Origin of the sequence: Arcanobacterium phocae, from assembly GCF_018913465.1 — a bacterium.
Classification (GTDB): Bacteria; Actinomycetota; Actinomycetes; order Actinomycetales; family Actinomycetaceae; genus Arcanobacterium; species Arcanobacterium phocae_A.
Genome location: NZ_JABAPM010000004.1, coordinates 113,828 through 135,560, shown reverse-complemented (window position 1 = coordinate 135,560; position 21,733 = coordinate 113,828). Strand labels below are relative to the sequence as shown.

The window sequence follows — 21,733 nt, the reverse complement described above, 5'->3', positions numbered from 1 at the left end:
ATTATCGTCCCATCCGTAGTCGGGTACGTAGCAAAATAAAGAACGTTGGGCCACCAACAAGTGCAGTGAAAATACCGATAGGGAGATCAGCAAATGGGATGATTGTGCGTGCCGCTAAATCCGAAAGAGTTATCAGAAGTGCACCGGCAAACATCGATGCCGGAAGCAAGACCCGATTAACTGGGCCGAGAGCTAGCCGCATCACATGTGGGACAATCAGGCCAACGAAGGCAATCACACCAGCATAGGAAACCGCGGCAGCTGTTAAGAGCGTCGCTAAGGTGATTGCGGCTAACCGCAACCCTTGGACGTTGATTCCCACATGCCCGGCTGCTCGTTCCCCTAGTGATAGCGTATCGAGTTTTTGAGAAAGCGTCAACGACAGCGCAATTCCGATAACGACGACGACGGCAACGATCCATACATGCGACCAGACAGTTCCGTTCAGCGATCCCATCTGCCAGAAAACGATGTGGTCGCGGGCCGTCGTCGGCGCAATATAGGTAGCAATTGACGCGAGTGCCGTGCATACTGCGGTAACCGCAATACCGGTTAAAACCAGCACAATCACATCTGCTTTGCCCTGCGAGCGAGCCAGCATGTAAACGATCGTTGCTGCAGCGAGTCCAGAAGCAAAAGCAGCCAATGGGACTGAAAAGCCTGCTAAAGCGTTGGGCGCAAAAACGAGTGCAAGTGCCGCGCCCACCGACGCTCCAGATGACACACCGATAATTCCAGGTTCGGCAAGCGGATTGGAGAAGACCGCTTGCATAACAGCACCTGCCACAGCGAGCGCCGCTCCCACCAACAATCCCAGGCAAATACGTGGAAAACGAATATTCCACAGTGTTGAGAAAACTAGCGGATCTTGGGGATAGTCAGTTAAGCCAATTGGCGCAAGAAGCGACCGGAAGACATCACTGACGCTGATCGCGTACTGTCCCAACAGCGCTGATAATAGGGTGGATAAACATAGAGCGATAATAACAATTCCGAAACTGATCGTTATTCTCATTTTGCGTCGGGCAAATCCCGCTGCGGCAGATACCATAGTTTACTTAACTCCGTATAGGGCGCGGGCTACCGCCAAAAGCGTTTGCCCGGTTTGGGGTCCGAAAGATAATGATAACCCGTCTGGGATCGCGATAACACGTTGTTTTTGGCCGGCACGTGTTTCGGAAACTCCAGGCCGAGCAAGGAAGCCATCCATACCTTCAGTAGATTCCAACCCTGCACTCATCGTGAAAATGACTTCTGGGTTGAGCGACACCAGCGCTTCAGCATTCGCTGGGGTCACACCAGTAATGCCCTGTTCACTTGCTAGGTCTTTTGCGCCAACTGCCGAAATAAGTTCGGTGGCTCCTTCTTTCGTTCCCAGGATAAAGAATACGCCACCAGTTCCACGCACATACAAGAATGCAGCTTCTAATGGTTTCTCAGGTATCCACTGCTTAATCTGCTCTAGGGCCTCATTCGTTTCTTTTTCGGTGCGTTCTGCTAATGCCTTTCCTGCGGCTTCGTTTCCGAGCGCCCGCGCAATAGACATAATTAACGGCGTGTTCTTATCTATTCCACGCTCCGCATCGATCAGTACTAGTGGAATACCTGATGCCCGTAATTGATCGATTGCTTCTGGCGGACCAACACTGCGATCAGCCAGGATAACTGTAGGCTCGAGCGACAAAATTGCCTCAGTATTCAAGGTATGCCCATTTTGGGTCACAACCGGAAGCTCGGCAAGCTGTTTTTCCGTAGAAGAGACAGTGCGTCCAACTAAGTTTTTCCCGTAGCCAAGCGCGATAACTGTTCGGCTCAATGTTCCAGGCAAGTCCATAGCTAGGATCCGGGACGTATCAGTAATAGTTACCTCGTTCCCTTCAGCATCTGTGACAGTTACCGGAAGCTTTTGCGTGAATTTACCTTCAATAGGCTCGGGATCCTCAATATCAGGCACAACCGTAAGACCGGTTAGGTCATGAGGATTTGGAAGATCAACAGATTGACTCGGTTGCGTTTGTGATGGTTGTTGTTCTTTGGCAGCTTCACTGGGATGTACCGGTGTAGAACACGCGGTCAACGACAGAGCTAGCGCTGCTAGGACAGCAGTAACTTTTATTTTCATAACTTTCTCACGGGACGGCGGTGTGGAGTACAAGATCTGTACTCCACACCGCTGGTTTGGTTAGCTATTCGGATGTTCCGTTTACTTTTGGTCAACACCGGATACGACGTCGAACGCGTGACGACGGCGTAGCCCGATCATTCCCATGCCTGCAAACAAGACGAGAATCGACACCGCAAGCAAGCCTTGAGCATCCAGTCCGGTTTGTGCCAAGTTGCCACCGAATGCATCATATTCGATGAGTTCACCTGTTTCCGGGTCGCAGGCGGTAGCGGGAACAAGCTTAACGCTTGAAGACATCGGCGCTAGTTGTTCGCCTGCTTTGTAGAACCCTGCGAATGCCTTTGCTCCAGCATCGGTTAAGTTAACTGATGCACCGCTAAAGCTCAGTGCGCCGTCGGCAACATTAACGCCGTTGAATGTAACGGTTGCGAAGTTAACGCGACCAAGGTTGAACTTCTTGCCGCTCATATCGGAACCAGAAACGGTCATGTACAACGATCCACGATTTCCGTTGATAGCGATGCTCGGGTTACTAATCGTCATGTCGAGGATGCCATCGTGGCCAGTGAAATGGACTGTTCCACTGTAGTAGATGTTTCCAGTGCGGGTTGATGTGTTGAAGAGACCACCAGTTGCTGGGAAATTGAAGTTCGCTCCATCCCATGAGGCTCCGCCACCGAGTGTCCAACCACCGTGTGCGATGGATCCACGAATATAAGTGGTGAACGAGCTACGCAACGCCCAGGAGAGATTACCCGATGTGATGCGCTTCTTGTTTGGGTCTACCGCACACTTCTTGATCTGCTTAGCGTCTTGTCCCTTGTTTGCATCAGAATTCGATGACTTATCGTCTGAAGACTTGGTTTGGGAGTCCGAAGAATTCTCATCGGACTTCTTGTCGCTGTTGCCATCAGGCTTAGTCTGATCATCATCTGGCTTGGCCTGGTTGTCGTCTGGCTTAGCCTGGTTGTCATTTCCTGTTGAATCGTTGTTATTTGGAGTCGGAACATCTGACTTCTTGACGTACTTGGACTTCACTGTGACCTCGATTGGGTCAATAACCTGTCCAGACTTATAGAAGTCAGAGAAGGCACGCGCACCTTCGGCAGTTAGAGTTACTGTCCCGAACTTGAGCGTTGCCTCTTCTGCAACGGCCTTCTTTGGGGCTATCAACGCTGTTGCCATCGGCTCAGCGGAATCACTCTTGACAACGCGTTCTGGTTCAGAGAGGGTCGCAATAGCCACTCGAACCGTTTGCAATTCTCCGGACGGCTTGAACGCACCTGGATTCATCATCGCTTTTGGCACATCATTCTTGTCAAATGGACGAGACGTAACAGTAGCGTATAGTTTCCACTGTCCGTTCTCATTCTTGATAGTTGGATCGGAGATCTTTAGATCAAGTAAGCCGTGGTGTCCTGTGAAGTGTACCTTTCCACCAAAATTAGCTTCAGTAAAATCTGATGGCATAAAGTTTTGACCAGACTTGAGCGGGAACTTGAATGTGCCTGTGGCGCCTTCAGATAGTTCCCACTTACCGTTGGCGATTCCTCCACTGATGTAGTTGCGGAACGATTCCTTAACACCCCAGTTGAGGTCTCCAGTGACAATCTTAACGAGTTGGTTTGCCTCTTCTTCGGCCTTACGAGCCTCCTCTTCAGCCTTCCGCTTCTCCTCAGCCTTACGAGCCTCCTCAGCCTTACGAGCCTCCTCAGCCTTGCGCTTTGCTTCTACCTCAGCCTTACGAGCCTGAGCCTCGGCCATATCTAACTTTTTACGCTCTTCAATAAAGCTCGCTATTTCGATATCTTCCAATTCATTTGCTTTTACAATTTGCTCAATAGTTTTGGAATTAACATATGCTTTTGGATTTGAAGAATACTTCTCGTAATCTCTCATAGCATTAACTGTGTCACCATTTAAATCTTCAAAAGATGTCAATGCTTTAATATCCTGCCAGTTCTCAAAAAGATTGAAAGCTACATCCATCTTCTTCAATGCATACGATTGTCTCCCGGTAGCCCAGGATTTGAACGGAGTAATGTCCTTAATAAAATTATTCTCTAGATCTAATTCTTCTATAGCCAATTTCGCAGGAAGCATACCAAGTTCACCGATGAGATTGTGTGAGAGGTTCACTTTCCTTGCAAGTGGAGTCTTGTCAAATAGATTTAAATCTGCAATTCTGTTATGCGAAAGATCAAATATGCTCATTCGGTCTTCCGTGGTCCAAATAAGCTGATTCAAGTCAGCAATTCTGTTATGAGAAAGCTTCAAAGAAACAAGGTCTGGAAAATTCTTGACAACAGACACATCATTCAAATAATTATTTTCCGCATTCAATTGTTGCAATTTTACTGATCCTTGCAGACCCTGCAAGGAAACCAGCCTATTGTTTGATACGTCAACATCTTTCAGCTTTGAAAGCTCCGATAAAGGTAATAAATCAACCAATTGGTTTTGATACATGTTCAACGTACTCAAGTTAATCGCATACTCAAGTCCCTTGAGGGACTTAATATCAAAAGCCTGGCACTTCAGGCTCTGCATTCCTTCGAGTACCTTATTCGTCATAGGTACTCGTGGGGCAACATCATTCCACTTTCGTATACATTTTTCGAGATTCGCATCATAAATTACCACCTCTTTAAGTGGCTCGTCAGAGTATACTGGCCCAGTTTTAGGATTTTTAAATTTCTGTGGGAACAATTCCCACAGAACGGGTAATGGGAGCTCTTTACTTTCATTTTTGTCAACCATAACGGTGATGACAATAGGAGCACCTTTCTCATTCTGGTAAAGACCCACAAGATCTTTCACTCGTTCAGTAAAGACTGGTTCAAGAGACGAGACAACAATATAGTCCCCTTTGTCCTCGACCTTCAAATCTGCTAGATCAGCTAAAGGCTCTTGCTCAAAATGCACTTCACCTTCACGAGCCATAGTGCCCTTGGTGTAACCATCGACAAGTAATTGCTTTTTATCGAAGTCAATGGTTGGATTAGAAATTTTCACATCTAAAATTCCGCCATACTTAAGCCACGCGACTTTTCCGCTGAAGCGGAGTTTACCACGTCCACCGGTTCGCTCTATTGTCTGATTCGGGCTAGCACTCCACAATAAGTTACTCCCCTTTTCTAACAAACCGACGTGTTCTCTAGTTTCGCCTTCGACCCCAACATACTCACGGAAAGACTTACGGAAATCCCAGTTAGCATAGGCTTCTTTAACCTCAACCAATCCATCTTTAACGTCGGATTTTTCAACTGGCTTTTCCTCAGCCAGTTCTTTTTCGGGAGCTTTCTGAGCCAGCTTTTCCTCTGACTTGCTTTCATTCGCGGCTGGAGCCGCTTGAACAGCGGCAGGTTCTTCTGCGACTTCTTCAGTTTGTAGACTAGCTTCCGAAGCTTCCTTGCTTTCTGAAGTGACAGCTGTTTCAGTCGGATTGCCAGGTTCTTGGTCGGCCGCAAATGCAGGCACAGCATTTGCGAACATTAATGCCGTAGCCAACGCAGTGGACACGAACATCTTTCTCATAGTGGAGCCCATTAGTGAACTATTCTCCTATAATCAGGCGACAGATACATCAGTATCTTAGTGACAGAAACATGTTACTTAGGCACACCTAATTAATCAAGACGCTAACTATCGCTTGTCAGACATGTAATAAACGGCATAAGAACAAGAAATTGTTAGGGACACATGCGATTTAGGATGTCCTAAACTTTCAGGTTCCTGAAGTCATAATTTTAAAATTTCCCGGACTGAAATCTACTGTCTACGCTCAACAATTTGCACGACCAGAAATTGACACCCTATATAATTTCGCCGTTCACCACTGAACAAAGTCCTACGTTAAACACATACCTAGGGATACAATGGATAAATATGTTACACGTAACACATTTCCGCACAAAGAATTAGGGTGACTATGTTTACTGAAATCCCAGCTCTGGATTATCCCGTGCTATTTGCCTTTGAAGTTGGCGAATGGCAAGACTATCTGATGCTTATCGTCGTTACTTCCGCTTTGGCTTTAACAGCTTGGTTAGCCCAGCGCAATAAGTGGGTTGTCCTTGCCGTTTTCGTTATTGCACCAGTTCTACTCACTATTTTCTGGTGGCCATACTCTACTCAGGGCACGAGAGCAGAGGGATGGTTCCCGATTGTTAAGCAATACTCAGCGCTAGCTGGTTCTCTATCTCTCGTCGGTTTACAGTATTCACAGAAGCTTCGTAAGAACCAGTGGTACCTAATGATTCCACCAATTATTCTTGCGATCAATATTCTTGAAGCTGTTATTCGCGATTTCCAATGCGCAAATATTCATGGCCTGGATTCGGCAACCGGATTAACCATTTCCGGCGGAACCTGGAACTATATGAATGGCATCGCTGGCATTCTCAACCTTCTAGCTATCTCTGGTTGGGTTGGAATTTTCGTGGCCAGCAACAAGAGCAAAGCAATCATGTGGGGCGACTTAACCCTGGGATGGATTATTGCTTATGACCTCTGGAATTTCGCTTACGTCTACAACTGCTTGCCCGATCGAGCTTGGTACTCCGGACTTGCACTGCTAGCTTCGTGTACGATTCCAGCCCTATTCCCTCGCATGCGTGGTTCATGGATTCAGTTCCGTGCCTATACGTTAACTCTTTGGTCCGCGGTTGTTCTTACATTCCCGCATTTTATGCACGACTCGACGTTTGCTCACCGTTCAAGCTACAACGATACTGCGCTGTTCATCTTCTCGTTCCTCGCACTGGTCGTAAACATCATTGTCTTCGGCTACCACATCTACCGGATTACCACATTTAAGCGCAATCCATTCAAGGTAGAGATCTACTCCGATACACCGGAATACATTCGCATGGTACGCAAGAATGCTTCCGATGAAGACAAGATTGCTATTGCAGCCCGTCTTGGCAAAACTCCAGAGCAACTTGGATACAGTCGCGCGCCAAAGCGACACAAGGGTCTACGCACGAAGCACTGATCAACTAAACCATTAAAGTCAGCGGGGCAATCCTAGAGGGATTGCCCCGCTAATCATTTCGAATTAATTATTATTGACAATTTCCTTTACTTTTTCTAACGCACCTTACATGTTCATTCTCCCAGTTGCCTTATATTCCGACGACGACGTTTAGCGACTCATGCAAGTATTCATCTATAAATAAGAATCTCTGCTACACAACTAAGTTAGGACTCAAATACGGAAAGAGGGGCGACGCCTTTTACCGGCGCCGCCCCTCTGCACTATTCCAGATTACTTGTCGTTAGCTGGCTTCTTCTTTCCCCAGTTCTTGAGGTAAGTCTTTTCCTTCTTCTGGCGAATCTGCTCATCCCAGGAGAATTCTGGCTCTTCCCAATCAGTGTAGTAATCTTCATCAATAATGTCAGCCCACGGAGTTCCCGGACCTGTCGGTGGCCAGTTCGGGTTATCAGTCACTGGTTCACGAATCTCAGCAACTGCTGGAGCCTGGCGGCCATATCGCATCCACTGCGTGTAGGTTTCTTCGAACAACGGTGTACCGTCCCAACGACCAGCTGGCGTGCCGGTCTTAAACCAACGTCCGCCTAGAATTCCACGCATAGCTTTTCCAGTGTGTTGTTGCTTCTTACGGAATTCCATAACTCGCTTCACATATATGTTCTGCAAGTGCGTCATAACTCCACCAATTAATTCGATATTGATCCAGTTAATTGCTGAAATAGTCGGATTATCTGGCTCGAAACCAATACGCCAGTGGTTAATTAACCGGCAGCGATCGCCCTTAAGTGGAACGAAATAGAAACACCACGCAGCAGCGAAGTGCTTCATGAATGGGAAACGGAAAGCATAGGACCCTGGTGCGGCTGGTGGATTCTTAGTATCAACCCACTGAACCATGTACTTACCTGGCACAACGTCTGCCCATTCCATAGACATACCGTGGAAATCAAATGCTGCAATATCGCCAGGCATCATCGAATCGGGTTGCTGGAACTCTTCTTGAATTTCGTAAGAATTGAAGAATGATAAACGCGCGAAGGTACGCTCCAAAAACTCGGAACTGAACGATCCCGACTTTTCTGCACCAATCTGCTTGAAAAGACGATACACAGCATAAGCTGGAGCATCAATATCGATAGCATAAGTTGAGGAGTAACCGTTCTTATAATTGGCGTCGATCAAATCGTCACCCGGGTACACCCATTCCTGTTCTTCTTTCGTAGCTTTGCCCGTCAGTTGGCTGAATGCCACCATACCAGCGAGGCCTCCGGTTGCAACAACACCGCCGAGCTTTGCCAATGTCGATCGTTTCATTGATCCCCCTTCTCGTTTTAGCCAAGTTTTATGGCCAGCCACTTCTCTGTGACGTTAGTCTCCAGTATCTCAGATTTTTATCGGTAACATTGAGGAGAAAGTCCCAACCTAGACACATCGTCAAGGTTGAGAATCATTCTTTCCGCAAAAACACTCGAAGGAATACTCATGTCATCACTTTTCTTGTGGGAAATCGGCACCCCAACGGTCTATATCGCCTGGGTTATCGTACTTCTCGCTCAAATTGCTATCGCCGAAATCAATCGCCGATGGAACTGGACGATTTTTACCCTATGGACAATCGCTGGCATTGCCGTTATCCCATACGTCATTATTCACGGCGTCCCAATGGTGGGCTGGTTCCCGTTCGGCAAGTTCGTCATTATGATTGCCACCGCAACTATGACTGGATACCTACTGGTATACGGAAAGCGTCACCCAGAAAAGGCTCGTAAGTATGCCATCTGGATGGGTGTCGCGCTATGGCTCGGCCTATCAATTAACATCATGGAAGCAAATATCCGCGATGTTACCATCTTCTTCCAAGCCGACGAATACTACGCTTGCGCTGCCAGCGCTGACTGCCTACAAGGCATCAACGCGACACACTCTATTGATGTTCTCAATGGGTTGCCAGAGTCTCGTAACATTACTGCCCCACTCCATTCGGTCGAATGGTACCAGGCACTTGCTTCTAATTTTGAGGCAAACCACGTAGGTATTGATCCAGCAACTGGCTTCCGTACCATTGGCGGTCATTGGAACCTTGTTTCAGCGCTAGCTGGCCTCTTGAACATCATCACAATCACTGGGCTTGGCAAGATTTTTGTTACCTCAGAATCTAAGGCTAAGACCGCAGATGGTAAGAGTCGCGTTCGCGGTCTTATCTGGGTTGACATGGTGTGGCCATGGGTTATCGCTTACGACTTGTGGAATCACGCTTTCCTCTACAACGCTCTGGCTGATTACACTTGGTACTGCACATTTGCACTGTTGCTCGCTTGTACAATCCCAGCATTCACTTGGGCAAAAGGTCAGTGGATTTGGTTCCGTTGCTTCACGCTCATGTTCTGGATCGCAGCAAACAACCTTCTGCCTGAGCTACTCGTCAAGCCAAGCTCGATGACGAACTATGCCACCATGAATCCAGTTGCTAATATCGTCTGTGCATGGGCGGCACTGATTTTCAATGTTGGATTGTTCATCTACTGGCTCTACAAGATCATCAAGCACAAGCGCAACCCAATCAAGAACTGCCTGTACTTCGAAATGAACGAATTCCGCACTATCGTGAACCAGCACGCCGATGAGGACACCGCACGTTGGTTGACAAGCGATATTCCAGAAACGGCTGAGGAGCTAGGATTCATCGAATCGTCCGGTCGGGCTAAGCACAAGAAGTAAATCGGCTACGTTGGGGTTTCCGCATATCTCACATACGCCACACAGAATAGTGTGGCAATGAGAAGGAAACGGAAACTCAAACCCTTTCACCTAACCTCTAAAAAGTGATATCATTTTTATATCACTTTTTAGAGGTTAGGACTTTATATGGACACATCATCACCAGTCACAGTAGCCGCTGATCCAGTCGGACACTCTGGCATTCGGGTAGATATAACAGAAAAGAAAGCATGGGCACTAGGATCAGCTGGAACGATCCTTCTCTTTTTCAGCATCTTGGCAGCTATCGGGCTCGCCTCATGGTTCTTCATCCAAGGTGTTATTGCGCAAGATAATGGCACTGCCACCACTCAGACAAATATCGTCATGGCCATATGCGGCGTCGTCTTTTTGCTGGTATTTGTTCTATTCACTGGCTTCACGATTGTTTCCCCTGGTGAATCGCGCGTTATTCAACTTTTTGGAACCTATATGGGAACAATTCGCAGTACTGGTTTCAGCTACACCATCCCATTTACCAATCGCAAAAAGGTTTCAGTGCGGGTACGCAACTTTGAAACCAACGAGACGAAGGTTAACGACTACTCTGGAAACCCTATTAATATCGCTGCAATTGTTGTCTGGCAGGTCGCAGACACCGCAAAGGCTCAGTTCTCCGTTGAAAACTATGAGGACTTCATTAAGTCCCAATCTGAATCAGCACTCCGCCATATAGCAACTCAACATCCTTACGACTTTCCAGTTGATGGGCGTTCCTCACTGCGCGGATCAACCGAAGATATCAGCATCGAACTAGCTAACGAAGTTGCCGAGCGAGTGAGCGTTGCCGGCTTAGAAATCGTGGAGACCCGCATTTCGTCCTTGTCTTATGCCCCGGAAATCGCCCAAGCAATGCTACAGCGTCAGCAGGCTGCAGCAATCGTGGATGCTCGCGAAACAATCGTTGACGGCGCCGTCTCCATGGTTGAGATGGCACTCGATCAGCTCGAACAGAAAAGCATTGTGGATCTTGATCCAGAACGACGGGCCGCAATGGTATCCAACCTACTCGTAGTTCTGTGTTCTGATGGACAGACACAACCGGTCATTAATGCTGGAGGTCTTTACCAGTAAGCTTATGACACCCCGCAAAGCTATTTCGTTACGCCTCGACCCAGCGGTTCACGATGCCGTTGCCCGCTGGGCCGAGGACGATTTGCGCTCAGTTAATGCGCAAATTGAAGTCATTCTTCGAGATGGGTTACGAAGAGCTGGCCGACTCCCTGGCACTACCGGTCAGTTACCGAAACGCGGACGGCCGCCAAAAAAGCCTCCGCAGCAGACGGGGACGTAAGGCGCACTACAGGTATCCCAGTACTCCTGTTCTCCTGCTCTCGCATCCATTGGCGCTTTCGTGAAAACGAAAGGAAATGCCAACGAATAATCGATTCGGAGTTAAATAAACGTCTCCACGTTTCGATATTCCCATTGCATACATGCTCGCGCCTAATCACTCGTTTAATTGAGCGTTTAGTCAAGCGCCAGAGTGAGACGTACCGCGGATAGTCAAGAGCTACTAACAAATCTGCGCGCGAAAAAATGACATCTTTGAATTTTCCCCACGCTGAATCGCATACCCATTCGGGTAATTGCGTGAACTGATCTGCCAACGCACGCATCTCATTTTCGTCCCGATTTTGCCATACCGCTTCCGAAGCTGGCACAAAACCAATTTGTTCGTCAACAAGACACAGCGGATAGTGACGGAGTTGCGCAAATTCCCGAGCTAACGTTGACTTTCCGCTTCCAGTAACACCATAAAACAGCACTCGCCGAGCTGACACGATCTCATGTTCATGTGCTATTGGCATTGGATACGCACCTTTCTCGTACAAACGTATGACAAATAAAAGAGAGCGACTAAAAGTCGCCCTCTTTTATTCGGATCTGTGATCCTCAAGCTTCGGACCCAAAATCAGGTGTTGGGACGCTTGCCGTGGTTAGAACCGCGCTTCTTGCGGTCACGGCGCTTACGCGAACGCTTCGACATTGTGTACTCCTTAACCTTCGGCCGTATTTTTACGGCACGACAAGACTATATTGTACCGGGTAATAACTCATCCCGTCACATCTATACATGATGTAACGACTCACGCCCAAACGACGACGTTATCCACAGATCACCTGAACAATTTTGGCACGTAATTCGGCCGGAGCAATATCTCCGTGGCATGACCGCTGTAACGCCAGCCGTACCCGTATTTCGCTCCGTATTGCTTCACCACAGTGATCACACGCCGCGCTATGTTGCAGAAGCCGCTCAGCTTGACTTGTTGGCATACCTGCATCAACTAATTCAAATAAGTGTGTGAGGACTTCGGAGCAATCACATTCGATATCAGCACAGTGACACTCATCTAGTTGCGCCAATAATTCATCGAAACGTTTCATTTTGTCTCCTTAGCCTTCTGCTTCACTTTATACCCCAACCCATGGGCATAGTCACGGAGAATCTCTCTGAGCTGAGTTCTCCCCCGATGAAGCCGCGACATAACAGTCCCGATAGGAACTCCAACAATATCGGCTATCTCTTGGTACGAGAATCCTTCAATATCAGCCAAATAAACAACTGCACGCCGATCATCAGACAGCTGTTCCAGAGCTTCTTTGATCTCTGAATCCGGCATGTTTTCTAAGGCCTCAGCTTCTGCCGACATCATGCCACGCGAATCATGGCTAGCGGCCGCAAACTCTTGCCAATCTTCTACTTGATCCGAATCGGCCTCTTTAGGACGACGTTGAGCCTTACGATAGTTCGAAATAAAAGCATTGTTGAGGATGCGGTACAACCATGCTTTTAGGTTAGTCCCCTGCTTAAACTGATGAAACGCCGCAAAAGCTTTCGCATACGTTTCTTGCACCAGATCTTCTGCATCTTGCGGGTTGCGAGTTAGACGAAGTGCGGCACCATACAACTGATCGAGAAGTGGCAACGCCTGCTCCTCGAATTGGTGCGATAACAGCTTACGATCTTGGACTGAGACTACATCGTTCATCAGGAGATAGTTTACCGTAGAACGCCAATCCAATTCGCATCACAGTCCCCGCGATAAGAAAAACGGGTTATCAACACACTAAAGTGCCGATAACCCGTTTTACAGTAAGAGTACTATGCGCGCTGATAATGCACCATATTGAGGTCGCCATCAAACGCCACAAAGTTTGGTTTCTCGCCCTCAACAAAATCAACCGTCACACCTGGCTCGTCACCACGTAACGCGAGCGCACGAACTGGTCCAGCCACGCAACAACGGACAGCGGATTCCATGCTCAAATGGCCGCCGCCCACCATGCGCTGAATTTCTTCAGCTAGCCGTGCCGTACCACCAGCGATAGCGCCACCATCAGTTAACCGGGCAACCCCATCCACGATAGTGACTGCCAGCGAGCCGAGCACGTAATCACCATCTGGCATTCCTGCACCAGCCATTGCATCGGTCACAAACACAACGCCATTCATTTGACCAGAGTTTTCGATCACTCGAACCACATCGGCCGCTAGATCAGGATGCACGTGAATCGTGTCTGCCACAAGCTCAACAACAGTTTCACCGCGGCACGCTGACGAAATCAGTTCGCGCACCGGACCTGGCTCACGATGAGCAAGCGTTGGCATAGCGTTAAACAAATGGGTGGCTGTTTGCGGTACGTCGATTCCCTTAGCACGACCGTATTCAGCAGTACGGGCAATCAACTCGCGTGCCTGCGCCGTCGTCCCGCTGGTGTGACCCCACGAAGGCAACGCACCAAAATCAAGTAGCAGGCATGCTGCCTCAAAAGCGTTATCAACTTCCGGTGCAATTGTCATAGTTTTGATCCAGCCCTTGCCAGCTTCCAACCATGTACGCAATTCGGCCAAATCTGGGTTGCGCACTGCAGCCGGATTCTGGGCGCCGCACTTGTGCGGGGAGATATACGGGCCTTCCATGTGAATACCCAGCAATTCGCCGGCTTCGCACGCTTTCACCAGATTCTTGATGGCTGGTAACGGATCAACCATGGATACGGTCGACGCAATCATTGCGGTAGTGCCCATGCGTCGGTGTGCCTCAATCGCCGTGTAGACGCCCTCAAGGTCAGTCTCATCTGGGAACGAAGCTCCGCCACCACCGTGGTTGTGAATATCAATCAGACCCGGCGTAATCCAGCCGGCAGGTAGTGTCTCCCCTACTGGTAGGACGCGGACGAGGACGCCGTCGTCGTCCACTTCCAAACCGGCGCCAACAAGTTCACCTTGACCGTTTAGAACCTTGCCTTCAAAGATGCTCATCGTAGCGACTCCCAACGTTCCATGTAGAAGTCCTTCAATTCAAGCTTGGCTGCGGCGGCTTCGTCTAAGAAAACCACAGCTTCTTGGTGCATCTGCAAAATTGTTGCTGGCCACTTTGCCGAGACGCCGCCTTCAACGAGCTCGCGGACTGCGTCCGCTTTGCCAGCGCCGGTAGCAATCAGCAATGGAACGCCACATTCCATGATTGTGCCAAGACCTTGGGTGATGCATCGAGTAGGAACCTTCGAGAGGTCATCATCGAAGAAACGAGCGTTATCTTCACGGGTTTGAGCCGTCAACGCTTCGACGTGCGTACGGGAAGTTAATGCGCCGCCCGGCTCATTGAAGCCGATGTGCCCGTCGGAACCGATGCCCAGAATCTGAACGACGATACCACCCGATTCCTTGATTGCCTTGTCGTATGCCTGAGCAGCCGCATATGGGTCTTCCGCAGAGCCATCTGGCGTGTTGAGATCTTCTTCGCGCAAGCCGGTACGCTCATCACCAACGAGCTGGGTACGCAACACATTGCGGTAACGCTCTGGATGCTCAGGGTCAATGCCAATGTACTCATCGAGTGCAAAAGCCTTGAAACCTTCGAGCGAGAAAGTGCCGGCAGCGTGCGCATCGCGCAATTCCCTATACAGTGGCAGTGGCGTTGACCCGGTTGCTACTCCAACGACTTTTCGATCGGATTCGTTGAGCTTGGTCATGACATATTCCGCAGCTGCTTTTGCCAGCGTTTCTTCATCTTTAAAAATACCGACGTACATATTCGTCTTCTTTCAGTTGTGCAGTAATTGAGTGAAATATTATTTTGTTGCGTTGATGAACCAGGATGTGATCGAGGTTGGGTGAGTAATGGCAGTTCCGACGACGGCGGCAAACGCACCTGCTTCGAGGACCTGTCGTGCTTGGTCTGGGGTGTGGATCCGTCCCTCGCAGATGACTGGCATATCCGGGAAGGCCGAAACCATCTGAGCAAGGAGTTCAAAATCTGGACCATCAGTTTTCGGACGATCTCCCGTGTAGCCGGCGAGCGTGGTTGAGATGATGTCAGTACCAGCTTCTACCGCACGCTGAGCATCTTCGAACGACCCGCAGTCTGCCATGGTCAAGATTCCGTCTTTTTTCAGCTCAGCAATGGTTTGGGCGTAGGTTAATCCGTCTGGACGAGGCCGACCCGTTGCGTCAATGGCAACAATGTCAGCACCTGCCATGGAGCAGGCGCGGGCATGGCGCAATGTTGGGGTAATGTAGACACCTTCATCGCCTTCTTTCCACAAACCAATAATTGGAAGTTTTACCCGGCCTTTAATTGCCGAAATATCTGCTAAACCTTGACACCGGATTGCAGAGGTTCCGCCTAGTTCAGCTGCCCGTGCCATCTGTGCCATGGTTTCGGGGTGACGCAACGGTTCACCAGGATAGGCCTGCACTGAAACAATAACAGTGCCCCGTAACGATTCGATGAGCTGATTCATCAGTAATTCTCCCTTGAATAGTAATAGAGGGCGGCGCCGAATAATGGGGCGTCTGATCCTAATTCACCGTTGCGTAGCTCAAGGCCCGCAACGAAATCCATAGCACTAGCACGATATCCGCGCCGCACTTCTTTCCACCACAGGTCCCCGGATTTTGTCATTGATCCAGAAAGGACGACGACGGAGGGGTCAATCGCGTTGGCTAAGGAACCAAGCACCTCACCGAGGGCATATCCGGACTCCGCGAAGGTGGCAATGGCTAATTCGTTTCCACTTTCAGCTAAGTCTTGGAGTTCGCGCCCATTAGCTACGGTTATCCCGTCGGCACGCGAATTAAACCAGTCAGTTATTCCTGAGCCTGAGCAAATGGCTTCGATATGGCCTTCACGCCCACATGAACACGGATGCCCGGCGGCATAGTGGTGGTGAATATGGCCGAAATGGCCAGCTAAGTTATGATCCCCGAATACAATATGGCCATCAACAATATGTGCACCGCCAATTCCCGTGCCCACCGCGCATGCCAGAACGGATCTGAATCCGCGGCCAGAGCCTAGGAGTGACTCACCTAGCCCATGAGCGTGAACATCATTAATAACCCAAACGGGCTTACTGGTTAGTTCACGAAGCATGAGTCCCAACGGCGTTCCACCCCACCCTGGCATGGTGCCAGTTGCTGAGACAATTGCACCAGTTTCTGGATCTACTACGCCGGCTGATGCTACAGCTACGCCGTCGACGTCGTACCGGGAGACAAGTTCGGCTGCTAACTCACCGATGCGCTGAGCTACTCGTGGACCGCCGTCAAAAGCTTGAGTTGGGATTGACCCACGTTCTGCTACTGATAACGAGTCTGGTTGTCCGGTAACAATGGCCCAGCCAACTTTGGTTCCGCCAATATCTAAAGAAAGAAGAACCACCTTTGCTCCTGTACTTCCTCGTCACATTACACACCGTTCCAACACAATGCGCTAAACTTGTTAGCACATTCTGTTAAATAACAGGGCAACGTTGCCTTGTGTTCGTTACAATTAAGCCTATGTTGTCAGACAAATCATTGCAAGCGATTCTCGATAAATACAGTACTCCGTCATCGAACGAAAACACGATGATCGGTACCGTTATGCGCTCAACCGCCACTATGGACGCCATTAAAGGTTACATTCTCAACCATCGATTGAAGCCAGGCGATCCGCTTCCTACCGAAGCAGAGTTGTGCGCAGATCTAGGAGTTTCTCGTTCTTCGGTGCGCGAGGCTCTCCGCCAGCTCGCTGCACTTGATATAGTCACCGTACAACAAGGTCGTGGTTCTTTCGTTGGAGCAATGTCGCTCGAACCATTGATTCAGACGTTGATTTTGCGTAACGCTCTCGATCAAACATCAGGAAAAGCTAGCTTGCGGCAGGTTGTTGCTACCCGGAAAGTTTTAGACTTGGGCATTGCCGACGACGTCGTCACGCATTTTACTGGCACGCATAATCCGAAACTCCACGCGCTTGTTGATGCGATGGTCGAGCATGCAACTCACGGTCAGACATACCTCGATGAAGACATCGCCTTTCACGAAGCCCTGACCGAGTTCGCTGGGGATTCGCTTATTTCGCAGCTGATGAGCGCGATGTGGCTTGTGCATCAAGCATTCATCCCCGGTCTTGAGGCACCGGCAACAGATGAATTGACTGCCACCGCGCATGCCCACCGCGACATGTTGGAGGCAGCCGAAGCTGGCGATGTGGAAGCCTACAAGCGGGCAGTTGATGCACACTACGGGCCACTGGCTAGAATTATTGACCTGTAACTTCATTTTCAGCGCAATTTTCGCTGTTCGCCAGACTATGGTGGACGTGGACGGTAAGCTGTAAGCATGGCTATTGTAAATAAACTTGCTCGTCCATTACTCGCAGCTCCGTTCATTGTTGCTGGGCTCGATGCTTTAACTAAGCCTCAAGGACATCGTGCGCCAGCGCGCAAGCTTTGGGGATTAGCTCAAAAGTGCGGAATTGATCGTAAACTCGGTATCAGCGAACCAACTGATGACACTCTTGACCTTCTGACTCGTTCGTGCGGTGCTGTGGTCACCGTTGCCGGTGCCCAGCTTGCTCGTTCCCGTGCTCCACGTTCTACCGCTCTCATTTTGGGATTAACCCAAATCCCACTTGCACTGGCAAATAACCCGGTGTGGGAGAATAAATCTTACACAGAGCGCAAGAAGGATGTTTCCGGATTGTTAGCTGCAGCTGGACTCATCGGTGGTGCCCTCATCGCTTCTATGGACCGTTCTGGTAAACCATCGGTGGGCTGGCGTGCGGCTCGGCTAAGTGAGCGTGCCGTTGAAAACGCTTCCCAGCGTTTCGATCAATTATCGGCAGGACGCTAGGTCGCGAGGCTTCATGAGTATTCGCTCATGAATAAAATATCTGAATGTCGTGACGTAGCCTGGTGGCAGGCTCCGGCTTTGCCACCGTCTGCGCATATGTCTAGCACGGTTCGACTACCCGGTTCTAAATCACTAACTGCACGCTGGATGCTACTAGCGGCAATAAGTACCCAGACAACTCGCCTTATCGGTGCTCTCGACTCAGCCGACACCCGGGCAATGGGCCGCGCACTGGCACAGCTTGGTGCTCGCGTGCATTGGAATCTCGACGCTTGCGTCATAAAACCATTTCCGCGTAACAGTGCTGGAGAGCTCATCATTCGTGGCGGGGTACAAATTAACGCCGGTCAGTCTGGCACCGTCATGCGTTTTATTTTGCCATTGACCGCAATGGCACACGGCACGGTGACGGTTGATTGTTCCGATAATGCGCGCCATCGTCCCATCGGCGGACTTGTTACAGCACTAGGCGAGCTTGGCGTTTCCATCGCTTCGCAGTCAGCCAATCCGGCCGGCTTCCCGCTAACTATTCACGGGAAAGGCCAGCTTCCCGGCGGTACAGTTACAGTTGATGCACGGGCATCTTCACAATATATTTCAGCCTTGTTGTTGGCTGCCCCACTCATGAAAAATGGACTCACCATCCATCTTGCACATCACGAACTGCCGTCAGCTCCCCATGTGGAGATGACGGTTCGCGTGCTGCAAAGCTGCGGGATCGACGTCGTCGTCAGTGACGGATCGTGGGCAATTCAACCACCGGATTCTTCTCGGATCATCCTCCCCCACGACGTTACAATCGAACCTGATCTTTCAAATGCCGGCCCATTCCTCGCAGCCGCGATGGTCGCAGGCGGGACTGTCACAATAGAAAACTGGCCAGCTTACTCACAACAACCAGGCACGGCCTACCTCGCGTTACTTCACCGCGCCGGCGCAACATTCGCTGAGAAATCCCCCGGTAACCTCACATGTCACGGACCGGCCATTATCAGGCCGCTTTCGGTTGATATGCACGACGTCGGCGAACTCGTCCCAACTATTGCTGCAATATGTGCATTCGCAGATGGGCAAAGCCGCTTATCCAATATCGGACACCTGCGCGGACATGAAACAGACCGGCTACAGGCCATTACCAAAGAGTTGAGTAAACTCGGTATTTCCGCAACCGCCACCACAGATGACCTGATCATTAACGGGCATCCGCGAGCGCTCCACGGCACAGACCTCGATTCATACGCCGATCACCGGATGGCAACATTCGGCGCAATTCTTGGATTACGTGTTCCCGGCATTCGAGTTGCTAATATGGAAACAACGGCAAAAACATTCCCGCAATTTGTCAGCATGTGGGAAACAATGGTCACGAATGGATGAGCATAGGTGAGTAGACGCGATATTGGTACTGATGATTACCGGGTAAAAGTACGTCCGGGTAAGCCTTCACGCCCACGCACTAAAATTCGTCCAGACTATTCGGCAGCGCCACGCGGACGCGTCTACCGCGTTGATCGGGGACGCTACCATGTACGAATGCTGGAAGACGGCACGAACGTTGTGGCGGTAAAAGCGCGTGAACTAGGCCGGCGCGGAATCGTCGTCGGCGATATATGTGCGATGGTTGGTGATTTGTCCGGCCGAAAAGATACGCTGGCACGCATTGCCGAAGTTGATGAACGCCAAACCGTGCTACGCCGTGTGGGTGAAGAAGGTGAAGCCGCTGGAAACGAACGTATTATCGTTGCCAACGCGAATCAGTTGGTCATCGTAGCTGCGTTAGCTCAACCAGAACCACGCACGGGCATGATTGACCGGTGTGTGGTTGCCGCCTATGACGCTGGCATGGACGTTATTTTAGTGCTGACCAAATCTGATTTGGCGCCGGCAGACGAGTTACGTGCAATCTACGAACCGATGGGTTTAGATATTGTGGTTACCAGCGTGGTCGACGACGCTGAGTCCGACGACGGTTTAGCTCGCCTGCGCGAGGAGCTAGCTGGTCGTGTCTCGGTATTGGTTGGCCATTCCGGGGTGGGCAAGTCAACGTTAATCAACGCGCTGATTCCGCAAGCCACCCGAGAAACTGGACACGTTAACGAGGTGACTGGCCGCGGCCGGCACACCTCGACGTCGGCGATGGCATTCGATTACCTTGGCAATGGAACTGTTATTGATACCCCCGGAGTGCGCACATTTGGGTTAGCACACGTTACCCCTGACGGTTTGCTGCGCGGATTCCCTGATTTAGAAGAGATTGCCGCCAACTGTCCGCGTGGATGTACCCACGAAGACGGCGTGATCGAGTGTGCACTGGATGATCCAGAATTCGTTGAGCCCGGTTCGATGCTGGCAACTCGAGTGGAATCCTTCAGGCGGCTCCTAGCTTCGCGTGGGAAGAAAGAGTGGTGAGACTATGCTTACGCGTCGTCGGTTGTATGCCATCGGGGCGGTTTTAATAGGAGTTATTGTTGCGTCTTTTGGCATCTCTTGGGCACGCTATCAGGAATCCCCTATCGTTGGGCAATCCGTGTTTCATGTCGCTGAAGACAAAACCGAAACATCTTCCAGTCCGCAACGTGTGACTACTCAACACATGGCTGCATGGTTCCACCGATGGACGACTGAGCATTCGTCGTTCTTCGTTGCCCCGTCTTTTCAGCTAAGTAACGGATCAGTGAACTCAATTAAGGAGCTGTCGCCTCCAATTAATCCTGACGGCTCTCAGGTTTTCCACCTTGACGTTACGCTTCGTCCCCGTTTTTCTGCGGTCGAACAGTTCTCTAAAAATACCGATTATTTACTTCGCAAAGATAACGATGGAGCACTCCACGGCGATTGGGTAATCTATCTCAATCGCGATAAAAACGTTCATGTTATTACGGATATGATGTTGCCAGCCCGATACGATATTATGACGAACCCGGAGCTTCTCGCCGATCCCATTCCAGCCGAAAAGCTCCCAGACACCACTGTTGCCAACACCTACCGCATAGCAGACCACACGCTGAGCGTCAGCTACGATTTCGGTAAAACATGGATAGAGGTTCCAGGCGCATATGATGCCGTTACCCGCACTACCAACGGTTCTCACAGCACGAGTTTAACGCGCGGTTCGTACGTTATCTCCCCGGACTTTACCGGTTTTATTGGTTTCAATGAGGATAAGGTGTCCTTGATCTTTTCTACTGATTCGGGAGCTACGTGGGCAACAACAGATATCGGTTCTGGTTATTCTGCTCCCTGTTTCCTTTCCTATACCGAAGGCAACGTGATTGCCACGTTCGCCCAAGAGCGCACCGGCGGATCGGATTATTATGTCTCTTGGCGAAGCGATGCAAAAACCAAATTTTCTCGCTGGGCATCACAGCCCCTTTTCCGCGATTTCCCGCCTCATCTTTCCCTAGCGACATGGCTATCAGCTGATAACGGTTTCATTGGATATGCGGGAGAAGAGCCTACTATTTACGTCACTTCCGATCGTGGAATCACATACCAGAACGTTGCACTGGACACTGTATTACCGGGCTATTCAACGCCTGAGATTTTCTACATCGATGACGCGATTTATGCCATTATCGGGCAGGGTTTAGACGGTGACGATTCGATTGACGGAATTGTGCAAGAGGCAGTCTATCGGTATGACGAAGAAAGCCATATGCTCACATTCGTCCGTAAGCAGGATGCTCCAACGTCTGTTGATGCCGGATAAAATCTCGAATATCAG

General features: G+C 49.9%; 20 protein-coding genes. 8 read left to right on the top strand and 12 right to left on the bottom strand.

What is annotated here, in order from left to right; genetic code table 11:
* Window position 1: 1 nt before the first annotated feature.
* The 3 genes from KSO86_RS06470 to KSO86_RS06460 form a co-directional block, all read right to left on the bottom strand.
* Window positions 2-1,051, bottom strand: a complete 1,050-nt coding sequence (locus KSO86_RS06470) for a FecCD family ABC transporter permease (protein ID WP_216379169.1) — start codon at window positions 1,049-1,051, stop codon at window positions 2-4.
* Between the two features lie 3 nt (window positions 1,052-1,054).
* Window positions 1,055-2,122, bottom strand: a complete 1,068-nt coding sequence (locus KSO86_RS06465; RefSeq protein WP_216379168.1) for a heme/hemin ABC transporter substrate-binding protein — start codon at window positions 2,120-2,122, stop codon at window positions 1,055-1,057.
* Between the two features lie 81 nt (window positions 2,123-2,203).
* Window positions 2,204-5,662, bottom strand: coding sequence for an HtaA domain-containing protein (locus tag KSO86_RS06460; protein ID WP_216379167.1), 3,459 nt, complete (start codon window positions 5,660-5,662; stop codon window positions 2,204-2,206).
* 394 nt (window positions 5,663-6,056) lie between these two features.
* Between KSO86_RS06460 and KSO86_RS06455 the strand changes: the two genes are divergently transcribed.
* Window positions 6,057-7,121 carry a DUF5692 family protein gene (locus KSO86_RS06455; protein ID WP_216379166.1) on the top strand — a complete coding sequence of 355 codons (1,065 nt, stop codon included), beginning with the start codon at window positions 6,057-6,059 and terminating at the stop codon, window positions 7,119-7,121.
* A 273-nt stretch (window positions 7,122-7,394) separates the two neighbouring features.
* On the opposite strand, the gene KSO86_RS06450 is transcribed toward KSO86_RS06455, so the two are convergent.
* On the bottom strand, window positions 7,395-8,435 hold the full coding sequence (locus tag KSO86_RS06450) for a hypothetical protein (protein WP_216379165.1): 1,041 nt from the start codon (window positions 8,433-8,435) through the stop codon (window positions 7,395-7,397).
* 168 nt (window positions 8,436-8,603) lie between these two features.
* Here KSO86_RS06450 and KSO86_RS06445 point away from each other — a divergent pair, with 168 nt between their 5' ends.
* Window positions 8,604-9,839, top strand: coding sequence for a DUF5692 family protein (locus tag KSO86_RS06445; protein ID WP_216379164.1), 1,236 nt, complete (start codon window positions 8,604-8,606; stop codon window positions 9,837-9,839).
* Window positions 9,840-9,986: 147 nt separating this feature from the next.
* Window positions 9,987-10,952, top strand: a complete 966-nt coding sequence (locus KSO86_RS06440; RefSeq protein ID WP_216379163.1) for an SPFH domain-containing protein — start codon at window positions 9,987-9,989, stop codon at window positions 10,950-10,952.
* 155 nt (window positions 10,953-11,107) lie between these two features.
* On the opposite strand, the gene KSO86_RS06435 is transcribed toward KSO86_RS06440, so the two are convergent.
* The 8 genes from KSO86_RS06435 to KSO86_RS06405 form a co-directional block, all read right to left on the bottom strand.
* A complete protein-coding gene (locus KSO86_RS06435; RefSeq protein ID WP_216379162.1) occupies window positions 11,108-11,689 on the bottom strand; it encodes a P-loop NTPase family protein in 582 nt (193 codons plus the stop codon).
* A 104-nt stretch (window positions 11,690-11,793) separates the two neighbouring features.
* Window positions 11,794-11,868, bottom strand: coding sequence for a 50S ribosomal protein bL37 (locus tag KSO86_RS08755; RefSeq protein ID WP_372443439.1), 75 nt, complete (start codon window positions 11,866-11,868; stop codon window positions 11,794-11,796).
* 119 nt (window positions 11,869-11,987) lie between these two features.
* Complete coding sequence (locus KSO86_RS06430; protein ID WP_216379161.1) at window positions 11,988-12,269, bottom strand: hypothetical protein; 282 nt, start codon at window positions 12,267-12,269, stop codon at window positions 11,988-11,990.
* On the bottom strand, window positions 12,266-12,874 hold the full coding sequence (locus KSO86_RS06425; RefSeq protein ID WP_216379160.1) for a sigma-70 family RNA polymerase sigma factor: 609 nt from the start codon (window positions 12,872-12,874) through the stop codon (window positions 12,266-12,268). Before KSO86_RS06425 ends, KSO86_RS06430 begins: the two co-directional genes overlap by 4 nt.
* 113 nt (window positions 12,875-12,987) lie before the next feature.
* Window positions 12,988-14,148: an N-acetylglucosamine-6-phosphate deacetylase gene (locus KSO86_RS06420; protein WP_216379159.1), complete on the bottom strand. Its 1,161-nt coding sequence runs from the start codon at window positions 14,146-14,148 to the stop codon at window positions 12,988-12,990.
* Window positions 14,145-14,921 (bottom strand): glucosamine-6-phosphate deaminase, encoded by a 777-nt coding sequence (locus KSO86_RS06415; protein WP_216379158.1) that lies wholly within the window; start codon window positions 14,919-14,921, stop codon window positions 14,145-14,147. The genes KSO86_RS06420 and KSO86_RS06415 overlap by 4 nt, the downstream gene beginning before the upstream one ends.
* Window positions 14,922-14,960: 39 nt before the next feature.
* Window positions 14,961-15,632, bottom strand: a complete 672-nt coding sequence (locus KSO86_RS06410; protein ID WP_216379157.1) for an N-acetylmannosamine-6-phosphate 2-epimerase — start codon at window positions 15,630-15,632, stop codon at window positions 14,961-14,963.
* Window positions 15,632-16,552, bottom strand: a complete 921-nt coding sequence (locus KSO86_RS06405; protein ID WP_216379156.1) for an ROK family protein — start codon at window positions 16,550-16,552, stop codon at window positions 15,632-15,634. The genes KSO86_RS06410 and KSO86_RS06405 overlap by 1 nt, the downstream gene beginning before the upstream one ends.
* A gap of 119 nt (window positions 16,553-16,671) precedes the next feature.
* On the opposite strand from KSO86_RS06405, the gene KSO86_RS06400 reads away from it, so the two are divergent.
* From KSO86_RS06400 to KSO86_RS06380, 5 genes are all read left to right on the top strand, one after another.
* Window positions 16,672-17,430, top strand: a complete 759-nt coding sequence (locus KSO86_RS06400) for a FadR/GntR family transcriptional regulator (RefSeq protein WP_216379155.1) — start codon at window positions 16,672-16,674, stop codon at window positions 17,428-17,430.
* Window positions 17,431-17,496: 66 nt separating this feature from the next.
* Window positions 17,497-18,009 (top strand): DoxX family protein, encoded by a 513-nt coding sequence (locus KSO86_RS06395; protein ID WP_216379154.1) that lies wholly within the window; start codon window positions 17,497-17,499, stop codon window positions 18,007-18,009.
* 27 nt (window positions 18,010-18,036) lie between these two features.
* Complete coding sequence (gene aroA / locus KSO86_RS06390; RefSeq protein ID WP_253280602.1) at window positions 18,037-19,386, top strand: 3-phosphoshikimate 1-carboxyvinyltransferase; 1,350 nt, start codon at window positions 18,037-18,039, stop codon at window positions 19,384-19,386.
* 6 nt (window positions 19,387-19,392) lie between these two features.
* Complete coding sequence (rsgA, locus tag KSO86_RS06385; protein ID WP_216379153.1) at window positions 19,393-20,418, top strand: ribosome small subunit-dependent GTPase A; 1,026 nt, start codon at window positions 19,393-19,395, stop codon at window positions 20,416-20,418.
* A 4-nt stretch (window positions 20,419-20,422) separates the two neighbouring features.
* Complete coding sequence (locus KSO86_RS06380; RefSeq protein ID WP_216379152.1) at window positions 20,423-21,718, top strand: hypothetical protein; 1,296 nt, start codon at window positions 20,423-20,425, stop codon at window positions 21,716-21,718.
* Window positions 21,719-21,733 lie beyond the last annotated feature (15 nt).

Bases quoted from the DNA above. Each gene is read 5' to 3' on its own strand.
- KSO86_RS06395 (WP_216379154.1), top strand. From the start codon at position 17,497: ATGGCTATTGTAAATAAACTTGCTCGTCCATTACTCGCAGCTCCGTTC.
- KSO86_RS06445 (WP_216379164.1), top strand. From the start codon at position 8,604: ATGTCATCACTTTTCTTGTGGGAAATCGGCACCCCAACGGTCTATATC.
- KSO86_RS06455 (WP_216379166.1), top strand. From the start codon at position 6,057: ATGTTTACTGAAATCCCAGCTCTGGATTATCCCGTGCTATTTGCCTTT.
- KSO86_RS06420 (WP_216379159.1), bottom strand. From the start codon at position 14,148: ATGAGCATCTTTGAAGGCAAGGTTCTAAACGGTCAAGGTGAACTTGTT.
- KSO86_RS06425 (WP_216379160.1), bottom strand. From the start codon at position 12,874: ATGAACGATGTAGTCTCAGTCCAAGATCGTAAGCTGTTATCGCACCAA.
- KSO86_RS06415 (WP_216379158.1), bottom strand. From the start codon at position 14,921: ATGTACGTCGGTATTTTTAAAGATGAAGAAACGCTGGCAAAAGCAGCT.
- KSO86_RS06410 (WP_216379157.1), bottom strand. From the start codon at position 15,632: ATGAATCAGCTCATCGAATCGTTACGGGGCACTGTTATTGTTTCAGTG.
- KSO86_RS06460 (WP_216379167.1), bottom strand. From the start codon at position 5,662: ATGAGAAAGATGTTCGTGTCCACTGCGTTGGCTACGGCATTAATGTTC.
- KSO86_RS06380 (WP_216379152.1), top strand. From the start codon at position 20,423: ATGCTTACGCGTCGTCGGTTGTATGCCATCGGGGCGGTTTTAATAGGA.
- aroA (WP_253280602.1), top strand. From the start codon at position 18,037: ATGAATAAAATATCTGAATGTCGTGACGTAGCCTGGTGGCAGGCTCCG.
- KSO86_RS06430 (WP_216379161.1), bottom strand. From the start codon at position 12,269: ATGAAACGTTTCGATGAATTATTGGCGCAACTAGATGAGTGTCACTGT.
- KSO86_RS06470 (WP_216379169.1), bottom strand. From the start codon at position 1,051: ATGGTATCTGCCGCAGCGGGATTTGCCCGACGCAAAATGAGAATAACG.
- KSO86_RS06450 (WP_216379165.1), bottom strand. From the start codon at position 8,435: ATGAAACGATCGACATTGGCAAAGCTCGGCGGTGTTGTTGCAACCGGA.
- KSO86_RS06435 (WP_216379162.1), bottom strand. From the start codon at position 11,689: ATGCCAATAGCACATGAACATGAGATCGTGTCAGCTCGGCGAGTGCTG.
- KSO86_RS06400 (WP_216379155.1), top strand. From the start codon at position 16,672: ATGTTGTCAGACAAATCATTGCAAGCGATTCTCGATAAATACAGTACT.
- KSO86_RS06465 (WP_216379168.1), bottom strand. From the start codon at position 2,122: ATGAAAATAAAAGTTACTGCTGTCCTAGCAGCGCTAGCTCTGTCGTTG.
- KSO86_RS06440 (WP_216379163.1), top strand. From the start codon at position 9,987: ATGGACACATCATCACCAGTCACAGTAGCCGCTGATCCAGTCGGACAC.